This is a genomic window from Nonomuraea sp. WAC 01424 (assembly GCF_003947315.1).
Classification (GTDB): Bacteria; Actinomycetota; Actinomycetes; order Streptosporangiales; family Streptosporangiaceae; genus Nonomuraea; species Nonomuraea spiralis.
Window position 1 is genome coordinate 105,595 of the sequence record NZ_QHHZ01000020.1, and the last position, 20,014, is coordinate 125,608.

1 protein-coding gene is annotated in these 20,014 nt (G+C 73.6%); it reads right to left on the minus strand.

Annotated features, from left to right (window positions below):
* Nucleotides 1-5: 5 nt before the first annotated feature.
* Nucleotides 6-20,012 (minus strand): SDR family NAD(P)-dependent oxidoreductase, encoded by a 20,007-nt coding sequence (locus tag DMB42_RS43025; RefSeq protein ID WP_125645260.1) that lies wholly within the window; start codon nucleotides 20,010-20,012, stop codon nucleotides 6-8.
* Between the last annotated feature and the right edge of the window lie 2 nt (nucleotides 20,013-20,014).

Consider the following 20,014-nt stretch of genomic DNA (forward strand, 5'->3'; position numbering starts at 1 on the left):
TTTCGTCAATTCTGTTCATCATGGAACTCGCAGATGAGCCGGTTGACCTCGTCGGGGCTGGTGAGCTGCGGGAAGTGGCCTGCGTCGGGGACCTCCTCGTAACGGGAGTCGGGGATCAGGGCGTGCAGCAGGTGCGCGGTCTTGGCCGGGATGACGGTGTCGTACCGGCCCTGGACGATCAGGGTGCGCGCCCGGATCTCCGCCAGCCGATCGCCGAGATCGGGACGCTCGGCGAACACGTCCAGGTAGCGCAGGCCGACCTGCGGGGCCATGCTCTCCGCGCGCAGCAGCAGCCGCATCAGGGCGGCCCGCCGCTTGCGCAGCCGCTTCGAGCCGCTGCCCTCGATGACCCGGTCGAAGTCCTGGGTGGCCACCACCTCCAGCTTGTCGATGTCGCCGACGCGGTTGCCGATGCGGCAGGAGCCGCCGATCAGGATCAGCGACTCGGTGTCGTCCGGATGGGCCAGCGCGTACGCCAGGGCCACCAGGCCGCCGAACGCCGCCCCGGCCACGTGCGCCGGGCCGCCCGCCACGTCGTGGCAGAGCCTGGCCAGGCCGTCGAGGGACAGGTCGGCGGCGGCCGTGGTCGCGCCCACACCCGGATGGTGCACGGTCGTCACCCGGTAGCGGTGTGCCAGGCCCTCGAACTGCCGGGCGTAGACACCTGCGCCGATGTTGAACGGGTGCATGAGCAGCAGCGGCGGTCCCGAACCCGCGCTGAACAGCTCGACGTCGCCGTCCCTGGTGGTGATGATCTCGTGCTCGACGTCGGGGTTGTGCTCGCGCAGGATCGCCAGGTTGGGGTTGTCCGCGGTCTTCCGATGGTTGGCCGTCTTCGTCCGGGTGGTCGATGCGGGGGTGTCGTCGCCGAGGAGGGCGCCCAGGCGGGCGGCGGCGTCCTTGGCCTCCTCGACGCTGAGGCCGACCGGGACCGCCAGCCGTACCACGTCCTCGCGGCCGAAGTGCGGAGCACCCCTGATGCCCGTCTCGCGGGAGATCCGTACGTGGTCGGCGTCCTTGAGCAACACGCAGTGGCCGCCGGCCGGGCCCTCCAGCGGCACGCCCGACTCCGCCAGGCCCTGCCGGAGCGCCGCCACCGCCTCCGCGCGGGCGCGTACCTGCTCGACCACCGTCTCGCGGTCGTCCAGCGCGGCCGCGATGATCCGGCGGTTGGCCAGGCCGACGTCCCTGCCCCACGTCTCCAGCCGCTCGGCGACCCGTTGGCGCAGGGCCTCGTCGCGGGTGGCGAGCAGGCCGCCGAACGGCACCCCGAAGTTCTTGGACAGGCTGATCGTCGCGCTGTCGGCCGGTTCCAGGATCTCGCGGACGACCTCCCACACGTCCCGGCCGTCCGCGATCGCGACCGCGTTGTCCACCACGCGGGCGCCGTCGATCACCAGCGGCACGCCGTACGCCGCCGCGACCTCCTTGACCGCGCGCAGGTTCGCCAGGGAGGTGGGCGCGCCGCCGGCCGCGTTGTTGCTCACCTCCACGCAGACGAACGACACCGGTTCGTCCCCTTCCAGTTCGGCCCGGAGCGCGTCGACGTCCATGTCCGGGCCGCCGGGGATCTCGACCGGTTTGAACCCGTTGTCGGTCAGGTTCAGGTACCAGGTGGGGAACAGGCCGTTGTGGGGCACCCGTCCCCGGCGGCCGGGCCACGAGCGGCACAGCAGCGCCTCGGCCGAACGGCCGGAGCCCGTCGGGACCACGTGGGGGAACGGCAGGCCGTCGATCTCGGCGTCGGGCTGGGCGGCCGACCGGTCGGTCAGCCGCCGCAGCCGGTCGGCGATCCAGGGGGCGTCCAGCTCGGCCCAGGAGTCGGTGATCAGGTCGGTGGTGACCCGGTGGGCGGGCTGGTCAGCGGGAGCCTGGTCGGCGGTGGACTCGTCGGCGGGAGGCTGGTCGGCGGGGGGTCTGAGGTCCGGGTCGGCGATCATGAGGATGATGTCGGAGACCGGGGTGCGGTCCCGTCCTTCCGGCTGGCACAGGTAGATGGGCACGTTCACCGGCCGGAACTTGTTCTTGAACTGGAAGTTCCCCTCGCCGAAGATGCCCGCGGAACGCAGCTCGTCCAGCGCCTGCCGCACGTCCGGGGCGGCGTTGGCCGACTCCTCGGTCTCCACCCCGAAGCTCGCGCCGAAGCTGAACATCGTGCAGCCCTCGTCCACCAACTGCTCGACGACGCGCACGATCGCGAACTCCAGCCCGCCGAGCGGCATGCCCTTCGGGTAGAACTCGACGTCCAGCAGGTAGCCGTTCTCCGACGGGATCTTCGTGATGACGACGGCGTTGGCCACCTCGTCGTCCACGTAGGTGACGAAGACGCGGTGCCTGCGGTCCAGGCGGCCCTCCTCGATCTCCCGCCGGACCACCGACACGTACGGGTTGACCATCTGCTTGCGGCCGGACCACTCGTCCACCAGCCCGGCCAGCCTGCGGTCCATCGCGGGGTCGTCGCCCGAACGGTACTCGACCGTCCGGCACTCGCCCGCCTTGCCGAAGCGCCGCACCATGTAGCGCAGGCGTTCCATCCGCCCGCCCTTCAGGGTGAAGGAGCCCAGGTCGTCGAGCCGCTGCACGGCCCCGAACGGCGTCGCGCTGAACGGCTCCCCCGCCACCTCGCGCACCGGGAGGAGGGACAGGAAGTTCGGCCGCAGGCGGTGCGCCCTCGCGTACCGGGTGTACTCCTCGACCAGCTCGTGGAAGTACTCCTCGGAGCCCGCGTAGCTCCAGGCCAGCAGGTTGCCGCCGTGCTCGGAGACGTGCAGGTATCCCTTCCTGGCCGAGCCGACGAAGGCCAGCGGCGCGATGTCGCGCCCGGCCAGGCCGCCTTCCTTGGCGTGGCGGCGGTCGATGTCGGCGACCAGCTCGCGCAGGTCCGGATGCCGGTGCAGGTCCCGCTTCAGGACCACGGCCGGCTCGCCGTCCAGCGCCTGCGGCTCGTGCGGGGCCGGTCCGTCCGGTTCCTCCGGGATCCGTACGGACTCGGCGCCGTGCTCGTCGCGCAGGTGAGCGGCCAGCTCCGGGAGCGTGGGGTGGTCGAACAGCAGGGTCTTCTTCAGTGCGCCGACCTGCTTCTCCAGGACGCTCACCACGCGCAGCATCTCGAAGGAGGTGAGGCCGTTGTCGGCGAAGCTGCGGGCGGGGGTGAGCGGGCGGTCGGCGATCGAGCCGATCAGCCCTGTGAGCTGCTCCTCCAGCCCGTCCGGGGTCTCGTTCCGCACGCGATCGTGATCCTGATCCTGACCCTGATCGGGCTCGGGCTCGGGCTCGGCCTTGGGGGCTTTGATGGCGGCTTCCACCGCGCGGGACAGGCGGTCCACGGTGTCGTACTCGTACAGTTCGGCTGCCTGGAGGTCGAGGGAGAAGGCGGTGTTGATCGCCTTGACCAGTTCCATCCGGAAGATGGAGTCGAGTCCCAGTTCCTCGAAGGGGGTGTCCACGTCCACGCCTGCGGGGTCGGCGTCCAGGATCGTGGAGAGCCGTTCGCGCAACATCTCCTCCACCCCGGCGGAGGTTCCGGAGGGTGCGGGCGACGCTTCGGCTGCCTTCGGGGCCTTCGTCCGGTCGGCGGAGGCGGGGGCGGGGGCGGCCGGTGTGCTGCCGTTCTTGGTGGCGCGCAGGCGTACCCTCCCGTCGCTGGTCCGGTGGACGGCCCCGCCGTCCTGAGCGGCGGGCCGGGCGGGGGCTGTGAACCAGTGCTCGACGCGGGCGAAGGGCGGGCCGGGCAGGGAGACCCGTACCGGGCGCGGGCCCTGCCACAGCCGTGGCCAGTCCACCTCGCTGCCGGACACCCACGCCTGCGCGACGTCCTCCGGCGCGGTCCCCCACGGCGCGGGGGCGTCCTTGCGGGCGGTGCCCCTGTGCACGGTCCCGTCCGGCTCGCCGCTCAGCGCGCGGATCGCCTGCTCACGGTCCCGTACGACCACGGCGAGCCGTTCGGGCAGGTGGCGGCGTCCGATCTGGAGCGTCCAGGCGACGCGGTCGAGGCCGATCTCCGGATGTGCCCGGAGGTGCCGGGCGAGGCTCGCCGCGTACTCCTCCAGGGCCTCCCGGCCGGATGCCGACAGGACCAGCAACCGCGGCTCCCCCGCCGTCTCCGCCGGGTTGTCCTGCCGGTACGCCTCCAGCACGACGTGCGCGTTCGTGCCCCCGAAACCGAACGAGCTGACCCCCGCCACCCGGTCCGCCGCGTCCCACGGCGTGAGCCGCGTGTTGACGGCGAACGGCGTCCCCTCCAGCCGCACGTACGGGTTGGGGCGCTCGTAGTTGATCGTCGGCGGCAACGCGCCGTGGCGCATGCAGAGCAGCACCTTGAGCAGCCCCGCGATGCCGGCCGCCGCCTCCAGGTGGCCGATGTTGGCCTTCACGGAGGCGAGGGCGACGTGCGGGGCGTCCGGTGCGGGCCGTCCCCGGTCGGCGTACAGGCGGGCGAACGCCTTCTTCATGCCCTCGACCTCGATCGGGTCGCCGAGCCTGGTGCCGGTGCCGTGCGCCTCGATGTAGGTCACGCGGGCCGGATCGACGTCCGCCTTGCGGTAGGCGTCGTACAGGACGCGGGCCTGCGCCTCGGGGTTGGGCGCGGTGAGCGAGCTGGCCCGGCCCCCGTGGTTGACCGCGCTGCCCCTGACCACGGCGAGGATCTGGTCGCCGTCCTCCAGCGCCGCCTTCAGCGGCTTGAGCAGTACGGCTCCGCAACCCTCGCCCCGGCCGTAGCCGTCGGCGCGCTCGTCGAAGGTCTTGCAGACGCCGTCCTGGCTGATCATGCCGGACTTCGCGAACGCGATGTAGAGCCCCGGGCTCAGCGTCAGGTTGACGCCGCCGGCGATGGCCGCCTCGCATTCGCCGTCCTCGATGGCGCGTACCGCGTGGTGCAGGGCGACGAGGGAGCTGGAGCAGGCGGTGTCGACCGCCTCGCTCGGGCCGCGCAGGTCCAGCAGGTGCGAGACGCGGTTGGCCAGGATGCAGTCGGCCACGCCGCTGGCCGTGTGCGCCTCCACCGGTACGCCGTGCTCGCGCAGCAGGTCGTCGTAGTCGCACGCGGACACGCCCGCGAACAGGCCCGTACGGGTGCCGGCCAGGTCGGAGGGACGGTAACCGGCGTCCTCGACGGCCCGCCAGACGGTCTGCAGGAACAGCCGCTGCTGCGGGTCCATCATCGCCGCCTCCTTGGGCGAGATGCCGAACAGCGCGGCGTCGAAGGAGCGCACGTCGTCGAGGAACCCGGCGCGGACGTTCGCCGTCTCGGGGTCGTCGCGCAGCTCGCGCCGGTCCTCGGGGACCAGGCGGGTCAGGTCGTGCCCTTCGGCCAGGTGGTGCCAGAAGTCGTCCAGGTCGGCGGAGCCGGGCAGGACGCCGGCCATGCCGACGACGGCGACGCCGTCGCGGGCCGGTGGGGAGGCCCCGGCGCCGGGCCGTGGGAGGGGGGCCACGGTCTCCGGCGCCGGGTGCGGCTGGGCGGCCCGCTCTGCGGCCCTCTCCACGGGCTTCTCAGGCTGTACGGGCTTCTCGGCGGGGGCGGGTGGGGTGTGGGCGGCGGCGATCTCGGACGGGTGCTCGGCGAGCAGGTGGTCGCAGAAGGTGGCCAGGTCGGTGGCCTCGAAGAGCACGGTCGGCAGCAGGTCCAGCTTGTACCGCTCGTTGACCTGGTCCACCAGCTCGGCCATGGAGATGGAGTCGAACCCCATGTCCATCAGCTCGGCGTCGAGGTCCACGTGCTCCTCGCCCACCAGCAGGAATCCGGCCGCCGCCCGGCGCAGCTCCGCCCGGACCGCCTCGATCAGATCGTCGCCGTCGCCGGATCCGGTCGTCTCCGGCGCGGACACGGGCTCGCTCATCTCCATAACCTCGGATTCGGGGGTCGCGGGCGGCTGGGAGCGTTCGGCGGGGCCTTCGACCACCGCGAAGCTCGTCTCTGATCCGGCCAGCCCTCTGGTGAAGGCGGTGACACCGGCGGCGGTGCCCAACGGGACGCTGCCCCACCGGCGTTCGAACAGGCGGCGGGTGGCGTCGTCCACCGTCATGCCGCCCTCCTCCCACAGCGGCCAGCCGACGGCGAGCGTCCGGCCGTGCCCGAGCCGCTCGCGCCGCTCGGCGAACCGGTTGAGGAAGGCGTTGGCGTAGGCGTAGTCGATCTGCCCGATGTTGCCGGTCTCGGCCGCCACGGACGAGAACAGCGCCAGGAAGTCCAGCGGCTGCCCGCGCAGGGCCTCGTCGAGCAGGACGGTGCCGAGGATCTTGGGGCTCAGGACGGCCCGCGTGTCCTCCGGACGTTTGCGTACGGCCCGGGCGTCCCGGTGGATTCCGGCGGCGAGGATGACGCCGTGGAAGGGGCCGTACCGGTCGAGCAGGTCGCGCAGGTCGTCGGCCGAGCAGACGTCGGCGCGCGCGTACACGGCGGGCAGCCCGGCGATCCGGCGGGCGATGTCGTCGCCCGGGTCGGAGCGTCCCGTCAGGACCAGCCGCGCCACGCCGCGCGCGGCGAGGAAGCGGGCGAAGGCCAGCCCGATGGCGCCCGCGCCCCCCGTGATCAGGTACGTGCCGTCCTGCCGGACGTCCAGCCCGGCCGGGGGCGGCTCGTACGGCTCCATGCCCTTCAGCAGGCGGGTGCCGTCGCGGTAGGCGACCTCGGAGACCCGCTGCTCGGGTGCGGTCCCGGCGGCGGGGGCCCGCAGCTCGGCCGCGACCTGCGCCGGATCGGCCCCGGTGACGCACACGCCGCTGAACCCGGTGTGCTCCAGGGCCAGCGTTCGCAGCGCGGCGGCCAGGGCAGTGTGGTGCGGTTCGCCGGTCGGGGCCGACACCACCACCCGCAACGGCCCCCCTTCACGCAGAACGGCCGTGGCCGTCCCGAGCAACACCTCGAACGCGGCCGTCCCGGGGAACGGGTCCGACGGCGCGATCACGATCGCGTCGGGAACGCGCGCCCGCCCGGCCTCCGGCCGAGCGACACGCCCGGCCGACCCGCTGCCCTTCTCCCCATCCCCGGCTCGGACGTCGGCGGGGAGCGCGTCGCCGGGCCGGACCCGGACGCCTCCCAGCGCCTCGGCCAGCCGGTCGTCCTCGGTGATCACCAGGAGGGCGTCCGGCTCCCGTGTTCCCTCGGGGAGGGGGGCCGGCGTCCAGGCGGGACGCAGGTAGGTGCACCGCGCATCCGCGTCTTCCCGGCCCGGCGACTCACTCAGAGGATCCGGCACCGCACCCGGCCCGGCGACAACCTCGGCCACCGGCCCGGCACCCGGGGCCGCCACCGAGGACGGCGTGGTGGTTGGGGGTGGCTGGTCGGAGGGGAGCCAGTAGCGGCGGCGGTCGAAGGGGTAAGGGGGCAGGGTGACGCGGCGCGGGTGGGGGGCTGGCCATCTGGTCGCCCAGTCCACCCGGTCGCCCGCGACCCACCTCACCGCAAGCTCCCGCACGCCATCCGGCGCAGGCTCTCGTACGCCGTCCGCCGCCGGGCCCGCGTCAGGCGTGGCCGCCCGTCGTACGCCGTGAACTCCGTCCTCCGAGGGGGGCTTGGGAAGGGTGGTGAGGGCGTTCTCGGCGTTGCCGTTGGTGGCGAAGGTGCGAAGGGTGGTGGTGAGGTCGTTCAGGGTGGTGGCGTGGACGGCCAGGCGTTCGGGGAGCTCGGCTCGTCCGACCTGGGTGGTGTAGGCGAGGTCCGCCAGCCCGGCCCGGCCGCTCGCCGCGAGGTCGGCGACCCGGCCCGCCATCGTACGGAGCTGGTCGCGGGTACGCGCCGAGAGCAGGATCACGTGCTCCCCCTCGTCGGCGGGCTCCGGCGGCGGCCCGGCGGAGGGCACGTACTCCTCCAGGACGACGTGCACGTTCGCCCCACCCGCGCCGAACGAGCTGACCCCCGCCCGGCGCGGGAACGTCTCGTCGCCCAGGACCGGACGCCGCCAGTCGGTCAGCCGCTCCGGCGGCCGGAAGGGCGACGCGGCGAAGTCGATCTTCGAGTTGGGGGTGTCCAGGTTCGCGCAGGGGGCCACCTGCCCGTGCTGGAACTGCAGCAGCACCTTCGTCAGACCGGCGATGCCCGCCGCGCCCTCCAGGTGCCCGATGTTGGCCTTGACGGACCCGACCAGCCGCTCCACCCCGTCCCCAGGTCCGGAGCCAGGGGCGGGACCGAATGCTCGGGTCAGGCTGGCGATCTCGATGGGGTCGCCGAGTGCGGTGCCCGTGCCGTGCGCCTCGACGTAGGAGACGGTCCGCGGGTCCAGGCCGGCCCGCCGTACGGCCTCCGACACCAGGTCGGCCTGCGCGCCCGGGTTCGGGACGGTGTAGCCCGCGGTCTTCCCCCCGGCGTTGGCGAAGGCTCCCTTGATGACGCCGTAGATCCGGTCGCTGTCCGCCTCGGCGTCGGCCAGGGGCTTGAGCAGCACCGCCCCGACGCCCTCACCCGGTACGAACCCGTCCGCCGCCTCGTCGAACACCTTGCAGGCGCCGTCGGCGGCGAGCATGTTCAGCGAGCAGAGCGCGACGAAGTGGGCGGGATGCAGGATCAGGTTCACACCGCCCGCGATGGCCTGCGAGCATTCGCCGCGCCGCAGGCTCTCGCAGGCGAGCTGGACCGCGGTCAGCGAGGACGAGCAGGCCGAGTCGACGGCCAGGCTCGGCCCGCGCAGGTCGAAGAAGTACGACACCCGGTTGGCGATCGACCAGTACGCCGAGTGCGCACCGGCGTACCGGCCGTGCGGCCAGCCCTCGGCGGCCGCCATCCGGCCGTAGGAGCCGTACATGGTGCCGACGAAGACGCCGGTGCGCGGCTGCCTGGTGTGCTCGCTCAGGTAGCCGGCGTCTTCGAGCAGGGTCCAGGCGGTCTCCAGGAACAGGCGTTCCTGCGGGTCGGTGATCTCGGCGTCGCGCGGCAGGATGCCGAAGAACGGCGCGTCGAACTCCTCCACCCCCTCGATGAAGCCGCCCCACTTGCTGTAGGTGCGCTGCTTGCGTCCGCGTTTGGGGTCGTACAGGGCGTCCAGGTCGAAGCGGTCGGCCTCGGTGATGCAGTTCGTGCCGTTCGCGAGGTTGCGCCAGAAGGCGTCCAGGTCGGGGGAGGCCGGGTAGCGGCCGGTCACCGCGACCACGGCGATGTCGAGGGCCTGCGAGGCGGGTTCGCGCCGCGGCGCGACCCGTGCGGGCTCCTCCCGCGCGGGCTCGTGCCCGAGGGCCGCGCGCAGGCGGTCGCCGTGCTCGTTCTCCAGGTACGCGCCCAGTTCCTCGATCGTCAGGTTCTCGAAGAGGAGGGTCGACGGCAGCGGGCCGAGGTCCTGCTCGAAGCGGTGGATGACGTTCTGGCTCACCAGCGAGTCGATGCCGAAGGTCTCGAACGTGGCGCGTTCGTCCAGGTCGGCGGTGCCGTACTTGAGCACCTCGGCGAACACCCGCTTGACGTAGTCGCGGGCGCCGCCGGCGGAGGCCGTCTCGCCCACCAGGACGCACTGGTCGAGCTCGGCGACGGGCGTGCCGGGGATGCCCAGCGTACGGGCGGGGGTGAGCCCGGCGTCCCTGAACGCCTGCTGCCACTGGACCGCACCGAGCAGCGGGCTGTGCGGGAGGCGCCGCTCCTCGTCGGCGAAGCGCCACCAGCCCGGCGTCAGCCCGAACGTGAGGGTCAGGAAGTCGGCCGCCCGCGTCACCTCGTTGACCAGCAGCCGCCCGCCGGGACGCAGCAGCGCCGCGGCGTTGCGCAGCGTCCGGCCGACGTCGGCGGTGGCGTGCAGCACGTTCGTGGCCAGCACGACGTCGTACGCCCCGATCTCGAAGCCCTGCTCGGACGGGTCCCGTTCCACGTCGAAGAGGGCGAGGACGACGTCCGGGCGGTGGCGTGCGCCGAACTCGCGCTCGCCGTGGCGCAGGAACCCGGCCGAGATGTCGGTGTAGGTGTACTCGACGTCCTGGCCTTCGAGGGCGTCCAGGACGAAACCGGTGCTCGCCCCCGTACCGGCCCCGATCTCCAGGACGCGGCGGGGGGCGCCGCGGGCGACCTCGCCGGCGAGCAGGCGGTTGAAGTGGTCCGAGACCGCCTGTCCCTTGTAGACCTGTTCGACCAGGCTCATCGAGCCGCCGGGGAACAGCACCTCCATGGGGTCGCGCTCGCCCGCCAGCACGCCGGGCAGCGCCTCGACGCACGCGGTCAGCAGCCTGACGTGCGGCTCCAGGTCGGGGAACCTGGCCGTCACCTCCTCCGGCTCGGGCGTCCGCGCCGGTCGTTCCAGCAGGTCGAGCACGCCGGCGTGCAACCGGCCGCGGTCCGGGCGGACGTCCCGGACGGCGCGCACCCGGTCCGCCGAGCGGCGCAGCAGTCCGCGGGCCAGCTCGTCCAGCGCGTCGAACGCCACCCGCGCCCGATCGAGCTCCCCACGCCCCGCATCGGAAGCGTGGCTGTCATCGGGAACACGGATGCCGATGCGGGCCAGGCCCTCGGGTTCCGCCTTGACGACGAGCGCCTGCCCGGCCCCCGCCCTGAGGACCGCCGCCAGCGCCGCCATGCCCTCCTCGGGCTCGATCGAGGAGATGCCCAGCTCGGCGAACCTGTCGTCGTAGCCGCCGCCCGACACCGCGCCGACACTCCCCCAGTACCCCCAGTTGATCACGCTCACCGGCAGGTCCCGCAGGCTCAGCGCGTAGGCGTCCTCGAACGTGCTGGCGGCCGCGTAGTTCGCCTGCCCGCCCACCTCGACGAACGAGGCCGCCGAGGAGAAGTAGGCCAGAAAGTCGGGCGTCCGGCCGGCGAACTCCTCGGCGAACTTCTCGGCGAACACGGCCGCCCCGGCGACCTTGGGCGAGAGCACCTCGGCGAACGCGTCGTCGTCCATGTTGGCGAGCGTCATGTCGCGCAGCACCAGGGCGGCGTGGAAGGCGCCGTGGATCTCGCCGTACCGCTGCCGTGCCGCCTCGACGGCCCTGCCGAACGCGGCCCGGTCGGCGACGTCGGCCCGCAGGTACACGGCCTGCCCGCCGAGCGAGTCGATCTCGGCGAGCTGCGCGCGGATCTCCGGCGTGAGCTCGCGGCGGCCGACGAGCGCCAGCCGGGCGCCGACGGTGGCGGCGAGGTGCCTGGCCAGTGTGCGGCCGAGCCCGCCCGTCCCGCCCACGATCAGGTACGTCCCGCCGTCCCGGTACGGGCCGCCGCCCTCCAGGGGCAGGGGCAGGGGTTCCAGGGTGCGGACGTACCGGTGGCCGTCGCGCAGCGCGACCAGGTCGTCGGCGCAGCTCTCGACGCGTACCAGGCGGGCGAGGTCGGCCAGGTCAGCCGGGTCGGTCAGGTCGGTCAGGTCGGTCAGGTCGGCGGGAGGCGGCGGCAGGGCGCCCACGTCGATGGCGGCGACGGTCCAGCGCGGGTGCTCGGCGGCCACCGCCCTGGTCAGGCCGATCACGCCCGCCGCGTGCGGGACGATCTCCTCGTCCCCGACCCGTACGGCTCCGGCGAGGACCACCTTCACCGTCGGCGCCCATCCGCCCCCGCCCTGCTCCGACAGCCGCTTGAGCAGGCGGAACACGTCGCGGGTGGTCGGGTCGCCGGCCGGTGGGCCGTCCGGGCCCGTCGTGGCGAGGATGTAGACGGTGTCGTACCGTCCCTCCAGGGGGACGGAGGAGTCCAGCGGCGCCAGGCGGCCGTCCGCGTGCGTGGCCAGCAGCGCGCGGGCCAGCGGCTCGGCGGCGGGCGTGTGCGACACGAGCGCCCGCCCACCACCGGCTCCGGCGGTCGCCGCCGTCTCCGGGGTTGCCGCCCTACGCCAGACCGGCGCGTAGATCATGCCTTCCGCCGTAGCGCGAGAGGTGCCGCGGGGGGTGGCGCGAGTCGTAGCGCCGGCCGGTCGGGGGCGTAGGACGACTCCCCGGAACTCGGCTCTGACCTTCCCTTCGGCGTCGGCGAGCCGGACCGTGTACCCGTCCCGGCCGCCGTCGGTCACGTGGGCGTGGGCGGGGCCGGTGAACGGCCCGTCCAGCTCGGCCGACTCCACGCTGAACGGCATCGCGGGCCCGGCGTCCTCGGTACGCAGCACCGCGATGGTCTGCAGGGCACCGTCCAGCAGTGCTTCCCAGTCCGCCCCGGCACGCAGGACGCCGAGGGCCTCGCCGTCGCCGACGCGGACCTCGCGCAGCACCCGGAACCCGGGCCCGTAGTGCAGCCCGGCGCGGTCGAAGGCCCGGTAGAGGTCGTCGGCCGAACGGCTGCCCGTGCAGCGCGCCTCGATCTCCCCGAGGTCCAGCCGCCCCCACTGGCCGTCCGCGCGTACCAGGGTGCCACGCGCGTGACCCTCCAGCTCGAAGCCGCCGTCGTCGTGCAGTGTGACCTCCAGGGGACGGGCCTCGCGCACCTCGTACGGACGCAGCCACCGCACCCGCTCGAACCGCACCGGCCCGGACAACCCGCCGCGCCGCGCCGCGATCGTCAGGAGGGCCACGCCGGGCAGCACGGGGACGCCGCCGATCAGGTGATCGGCCACCAGCCGGTCATCGGGACGGATGTGCTCCTGCCGGACGACCCGCGCCGGACGGCCGTCGCCCCCGACCCAGTGACGCCGGTCGCCCGCGAACGGGTACACCGGCAGCGGCACCCGCCGCCCGCCCGCCGTCAGGTCGTCCCAGCGGAGGTCGTCCCCGGCCGTGTAGCGGTCGGCGCGGCGGCCCGCCTCGCCGCGTGCGGGGCGGGGGCCGTCGCGGAGCTGGGCGCGCAGGTCCGCGAGGTCCCCGGTCACGTACGCGATCCGGGCCCCGGCCAGATGCGGCCTGCCGACGGCGAGCGTACGGGCGACGTCGCGTACGTCCAGCTCGGGGTGGGCGTCGAGATGGCCGGCCAGGTCGGTGCGCAGGCGTGCCAGCGCCGGTTCGTCCGCGGCCGACAGGGGGACGACGACGTCCTCGCCGCCGCCGGTACGCGGTTCGCGGGCGGGCGCCTCGGCGACCACGAGGTGGCAATTGGTGCCGCTGAAGCCGAAGCTGCTCACGGCCGCCACCCGCTCCCCGGAGCCCCCGGCCGTCCACGGCGACAGCTCGGTGACCACTTCGAGCGCGCCGTCGGCGAAGTCGATCTTCGGGTTGGCCCGGACGAACCCCGGCGAAGGCGGCAACTGCCGATGCCGCAACGCCAGCAACGTCTTGAGCAGCCCGCCGATCCCGGCCGCCATCGTGGTGTGGCCCACGTTCGCCTTGAGCGACCCGATGCGGCACGGGCGTTCGCGGTCCGTGCCGAACACCTTCGCCAGCGCCTTGACCTCGATCGGGTCGCCCAGTTCGGTGCCGGTGCCGTGCGTCTCGACGTAGTCGACCACGCCGGGATCGATCCCGGCCCGCCGGTGCACCTCGGTGAGCAGTTCCGCCTGTGAGGAGGCGCTGGGGGCGGTGATGCCGTTCGTCGCGCCGTCGCCGTTGACGCCACCGGCCCGGATGACGCCGTGCACGTGGTCGCCGTCCGCCAGCGCCCGGTCCAGGCGCTTCAGCACGACCACGCCGACGCCCTCGCCCAGCACGATGCCGTCGGCCGACTCGTCGAACGGCGCGCAGGTGCCGGTCGGCGAGAGCATCCCGGCCTTGCTGCACCAGATGTGCATCCTCGGGGTGTTCATCACCGCCACCCCACCCGCGATCGCCGCCTCGCACTCGCCGCGCCGGATGCTCTCGCAGGCCAGGTGCACGGCCACCAGCGAGGACGAGCACGCGGTGTCCACCGCCATGGTCGGCCCGCCGAAGTCCAGGAGGTACGCGATCCGCGCGGGCAACACCGACGAGGCGTTGCCGAGGAAGGCGTGCCCGGTGTCGTCGCGCCCGGCCGCGGCGAGCAGGCTCGCGTAGCGGCCGGCGCCGCAGCCCACGAAGCATCCCCACGGCCTGCGGCCGGATCTGCCTGCGTAGCCGGCGTCCTCCAGGGCGTGCCACGCCTCTTGGAGGAAGAGGCGTTGCTGCGGGTCCATCGTCTCGGCTTCCAGGGGCGAGATGTTGAAGAAGCCCGCGTCGAAGGCGTCGACGTCGGTGAGCATGGCCGCCCACTTGCTGTACGTCCTGCCCGGGGCCATGCGGTCGGCGTCGTACACCGCCGACACGTCGAACCGTTCGGGGGGCACCTCCCGGATGCTGCACCGTCCCTCCGCCAGGTTGTCCCAGAACGTCCGGAGGTCGGGGGCGTCCGGGAAACGGCCGGCCATGCCGATGACGGCGATCTCCATGCCGTCCCCGTCCCGCGCCGGAGGCTTCCCGGCGGGACGCACCTCCTCCAGGGTGACCGTGCCGGGCCGCGCGGGCGCCTCCCGGGCCGCCGTTCCCGGTTCGGTACGGTCACCGTCGAGCGAGGGCAGTCGTACCTGCCCCTCCCGCTCCGAAGTCTCGACCTGCTCGACCTGCTCGACCTGCTCGGCCTGCTCGGGCGGGGCGGTGGGTTCGGCGGTGGGTTCGGCAGCGGGCGGGACGTTCAGGCTGTCGGCTGCGGCGGCGTCGCGGACGGCGTCCACCAGGGCGGGGACGGTCGGGTCGTCGTAGACGGCGACGGAGTCCAGGTCGAGGCCGAAGCTCCGGTTCAGGTCGCGGACGATCTCCACGGCCCCGATCGAGTCCAGGCCCATCTCGCTGAAGCTCAGCGCGTCGTCCACCTCGTGGGCCTCCAGGTAGAGGTGGTTCATGAGCGTCCCCTCGATCACCCGTCGCACCTCCACCGGCTCAGGCCCGACACCCGCAGGAGCGGGCGGGGCAGGCGCGGCCTTCCCACTGCCGGGTCCGTCCTCGGCGGTGGGTGGTTTGGGGGAGTCGCCGCGGAAGGTGTCCACCTTGGTGAAGTAGTCGTCTACGCGGGCCAGCGACTCCTCCCCCAGCACGCGTTCGTGCATCCCCGACTCCCCCGCGATGACACCGGAGAGCCGGTCGAGCACCCGCCCGGCCAGCTCGGACTTGAGCGCCCGCAGCGCGGGCAGCGGCAGCGCGGCGATCGAGCGGGCGTGCCTGAGCGCCGCCTTCAGCACCGCGTCCTGCGGCAGTACGGTCACCCCCGCGCCCCGCCGGGCCAGCTCCTCGCCCGTGACGGAACGGCCGGTGTAGAGCATCTCGTACGCCACCGACCGGCCCAGCCGCTCCTCGAGGATGTACGTCGCCCCCATCCCCGGCGTGAACCCGAACTTCATGAAGTTGGCGCTGTAGACGCCTTCGGCGGCCATGACGACGAGGTCGGCGAACAGCCCGAAGGCCAGCCCGCCACCCGAGGCGTGCCCCTGGACGGCGGCGATGACCGGCCGGTCGCACCGCAGCAGCCCTTCGTACAGGAACGGCACGTCCGTGAAGCGTCCCTGGCCGCCCGCGAGCGTACGCAGTGCCTCGGGCGTGGCGCCCATGCTGAAGACGTTGCCGCTGCCGGTGAGGACGACCGCTTTGACGTCCTCGCGCCCGCCGATCTCGGCGAACACGGCCTGGAGGTCGTCGATGAGCTCCCGGGTGAACATGGACGCCCCCGCCCCCATCACCACCAACGCCACCCCTTCGGGCAGCACCTCGAACCGCACCCCTTCCCTGTCCGGCACGAACTCCCCGACCTCGACCCGCGGCCCGGCGGGCGACCCGACGGACGCGGGGGACGACTCGACAGGCCCGGCGGACGGATCGGCGGGCACCTCGGCGGGCTCGGCGGGCTCGGCGGGCTCGGCGGGCTCGGCGGATGTGGTGCGCTGCCAGCGTCCGAGCCAGCACGACTCCTCCTGGAACGGGTAGACCGGCAGCGACACCCGCCGCCCGCCGTCGTGGCACTCGCCCCACGGCACCCGCGCTCCCCCGGCCCAGGCCGCCGCCACCTCCTCCAGCCGCCCGGCCCGGAACAGCCGCACACACTCCTCCGCCGTCGGCGTCCCGTTCCTGTCGCCGTTCCCGTCGCTGCCGGAGCCGGTGAAGGCGTGGGGACCGGGGCTCTCACCCCGCCCGTACGCCTCCAGCCCCGCCCGCAGCTCGGCCACGTCGTCCACGACGAGCGCCAGCCGCGCCGCCATACCGGTACGGCCGACCTGCGAGGTGTAGGCGAGGTCGGCCAGGGCCGCTCCACGCCCGGCCGAACCGCCGACGGCGCTCATGGCGCCCACGCTGCCGACAGCGCTGACGGTGTCGACGGCGCTCACGGTGTCGTCCAGCGAGAGTCCCTGCCCGAGCTGGATCAGCGCGGCCGGGTCGAGGCCGAGGTCGCCCAGCGAGTCGGCGGGATCGAGCTGGTCGGCGGGTACGCCGAGCAACGCGGCCACCCGTTCCACACCCCTGGCCGAGCCGCCCGGGCTCCCGGCCGGGCCGCCCTGCGACAGGAAGCCGGTCCAGGCGCGGGCGTAGTCGCGCAGCGCCTCCGGCGTACGGGCGGAGAGCACGAAAAGACATGGTCCGTCCGGGCTCGCCGCGAAGGCGGGTTCCGTGTGCTCCTCGACCAGGACGTGGGCGTTCGTACCGCCCGCGCCGAACGCGCTGACCCCGGCCCGCCGGGGCGTTCCGTCGGCGTGGTTCCAGGGTTCGAGCACGCGTTGCACGTGGAAGGGCGTGTCATCGAAGTCGATCTTCGGGTTCAGCTCCTCCGCGTGCAGGGACGGCACCAGTTGCCCGTGCTGGAGCTGCAGCAGCACCTTGGTGAGCCCGGCGATCCCGGCGGCGCCCTCCAGGTGGCCGATGTTGGACTTGACCGAGCCGATCGCGCAGTCCGCGCCCGACGGCAGGGCCTGGCGCATGCCCTCGACCTCGATCGGGTCGCCGAGCGAGGTGCCGGTGCCGTGCGCCTCGATGTAGCCGATGCTCGCCGGGTCCCAGCCGGACCTGCGGACGGCCGTACCGATGAGCGCGGCCTGCGAACGCGGGCTCGGGACGGTGGCGCCGCTGGTCCGGCCGGTGTGGTTGACGGCGGTGGCGGCGATGACGCCGTAGATGTGGTCGCCGTCCTCCAGGGCCCGCGACAGCGGCCTGAGCAGGACGGCCCCGACGCCTTCGCCGGGGACGTACCCGCTGCCGCCTGTTCGGAAGGCGCGGCACCGGCCGTCCTCCGACAGCCAGTGTCCCTGGGCGAGTTGCAGGTACTTCTGCGGATGGACGGTCGCGTTCACGCCGCCGGCCAGAGCGAAGCCGCACTCGCCGCGCCGCAGGCTCTCCACGGCCAGGTGCACGGCGGTCAGCGAGGAGGAGCAGGCGGTGTCCAGCGCGATGCTCGGCCCGTGGAGATCGAAGGTGTAGGAGACGCGGTTGGCGATGGAGGCGTGCATGGCGGTGGGGGCGACGCCGCCCTCCCCGCCCTCGACGAGTTGGTAGTGGTTCCACATCACGCCCGCGAACACGCCTACGCTCTCGTCCGACAACGTCTCCGGCGGGTGGCCGGCGTCCTCCAGGGTGTGCCAGCAGGTCTGGAGGAAGAGCCGTTCCTGCGGGTCCATACGTTCGGCGTCGCGGCGGGAGATGCCGAAGAAGGCGGGGTCGAAGCGGTCGACGCCGTCGAGGAAGCCGCCCCATTTGCCGTACGTCCTGCCTTCGGCGCCCTTCTCGGGGTCGAAGATCTCGTCGTGGTTCCAGCGGCCGTCCGGGATCTCCTCGATGCAGTCGCGGCCGTCGGCGAGGTTGCGCCAGAAGGCGCGCAGGTCCGGCGCCTGGGGGTAGCGCCCGGCCAGGCCGACGACGGCGATGGGCTCGCCGGCCCGCGCCAACGGCTCCCGTGCCACCGACTGTCCCGCTGAAGGTCCCGCCGACCGTACCGTCGGTCGGGCCGTCGGTTCCCGGGTGGGCCCGCCCGGCTCCGGTGGCGGGGCCGGCAGGAGGGTGGGGACGCGCGCGGCGTCGCCGTGCAGCACCGTCAGGACGTCCTCCGGGCCGCACAGGGCACGGTCGAGCACGTCGAAGGCGGCCTCGCCGGGCAGCGGGGCCATCCCGGTGGCAGCGCGGGAGCGCTCGATCGTCTCCGGCCCGACCCGCATCCCGCCCTCGGCCCAGTACGGCCACGCCACGGCCAGGGTCCGTCCCGGCCGGTCCGCCCGCGCCGCGCGCGGCCGGGCGAACCCCTCCAGATACGCGTTCGCGAAGGCGTAGTCGGCCTGCCCCGGGTTGGCCAGATGCGCCGAGACGGACGAGAACACCACGAAGCAGTCGAGATCATCGTCCTTGGTCGCGGCGTCGAGGTGCCGCACGCTCAGGGCCTTGGCCGCCACCACGTCCCGGATGTCGGCGGCCCGCTTGCCGGGGTAGAGCCCGTCGCGGTTGACGCCGGCGCAGTGGACGACGCCGTCGATGCGGCCGTGGCGCTCGCGTACCGTGGCGAGGGCGCGTTCGACCTCGTCCCGGTTGGTGAGGTCGGCGGCGATCTCCGCGCTCCTGCTGACGGGCACGGCCCTGGCCTGGTGGCGGCGTTCCAGGTGGCCGGCGAGGAGCCGGCCGATCCCGCCCGTGCCGCCGGCGATCACGTACACGCCGCCCTTCCTGAACGGGACGGCGCCGCCACTCTCGGGCGGATCGGCGGGGAGCCAGCGGCGGACCAGGCGCTCACCGCGTACGTAGCGGATCTCGGGCTCGGCGGAGGCGTCCCTGAGGGCGGCGTCCGGGGTGGTGTCGTCCAGGCGGATGGCGCGACAGCGGATCAGCGGGGTCTCGGCGGTGATCGTCCTGGCCAGCGCGCCGACGGCGTGGTCGGCGGGGTCGTCGCCGGTGTACGCGTACGTGAGGGTGACCGGCTGGTCCGGTTTCGTGGCGAGGACGGCCTTCGCCGTCTCCCAGACGGCCAGGCAGGGGTCGGCGGGCTCGCCCGTCGAGCCGTGGATGAGGAGATGGCGGGATCCGTCGGGACGGGCGCCGGGGGTGATCTCGCGGTACTCGCCGGGATCGTCGCCGTCCGGGGGCATCGGCACCCATACGTCACGGAAGCACCGCGTCTCACCATCATCCGACACCAGGTCCGGGGCCGGGGCCGGGTCCGGGTTCGGCTGGGTCAGGTCGTAGGTGGCGGACAGATGGGCGGCGAGGGTGTCGATGTCGCCGTACTCGAAGAGCAGCGTCGGGTAGAGCCGCTGCCCGACGATCTTCTCCAGCCGCTCGCTGAGGTCCACGAGGGTGACCGAGTCCAGGCCGAGGTCGTAGAAGCCGGTGTCGGTGGGCACCTCGCCGGGTGAGCGGCCGAGCGGCCCGGCGACGAGCGCGCGCAGGTGGCCGACCAGGTCGCCGGAGCCGTTGTGGCTCGTGGCGGGCGTCCGCGGCTGTACGGGGTCGTCGAGCAGCCGCTCGATCAGCCGGGGCGACCTGATGCGCTTGCACGACAACCCGCCGAACCCGGCGACGAACCGTCCCTGCTCGTCGTACAGCCCGAAGTCGTTGGTGATCACGTCGCCGGACGGCGCGATGCTCTCGGGGCGTGGCGCGTACACGTGGAAGGCGGCGCCGAGCCGCCGGGGCGCCCGGAACTCGGCGATGTAGACGGGGATGAACGGCTCCTCCCCCGACGCCTGCGTCTGGCCCAGCCCGTCCAGCGTGGCCGCGTCCAGGCGGGCGGGGTGCAGGTGGAAGCCCTCGTGGCCGGGCGCGGGCGACTCCTGGCGCAGCTCGGCGAGCAGGTAGCCGTCGCCGTGGTGCAGTCGTCCCGCGCACTTCATCGGCTCGCCGTGGCTGATGTCCTCGGCCCTGGCGCGGACGTACAGGTCCTCCATGTCGCCCTGCCGACGCGCGTCCCGCCGGAGCGCGTCCACGTCGATCGGGCCGGGCGCGGGGCCGGTGGGCGTGCCCAGTTTGCCGGTGAGGTTCCGCCGCCAGCCGGACAGCGGCGTCCCGTCCCTGCTCCAGCGGCTCTCCGCCCGTACGTCCTCGCCGTCCACGGTGACGCGGAGCTCGCGGTCGGCCTCCGGCTTGGTGACGATCGCCTCGGTGAACAACACCTCGCGCAGGACGATCTCGGCGGGGTCGCGCCCGGTCGCGATCAGCGTACGGAACACGAGATCGAGGAACGTCACCCCGGGCATGACGGAGATGTCGTGCACCCGGTGGTTCCGCATGATGAAGTCGGAGTGCTTCAGCGTGGTGTGACACTCGATCGCGGGCATGG

Bases quoted from the DNA above. Each gene is read 5' to 3' on its own strand.
- DMB42_RS43025 (WP_125645260.1), bottom strand. From the start codon at position 20,012: ATGCCCGCGATCGAGTGTCACACCACGCTGAAGCACTCCGACTTCATC.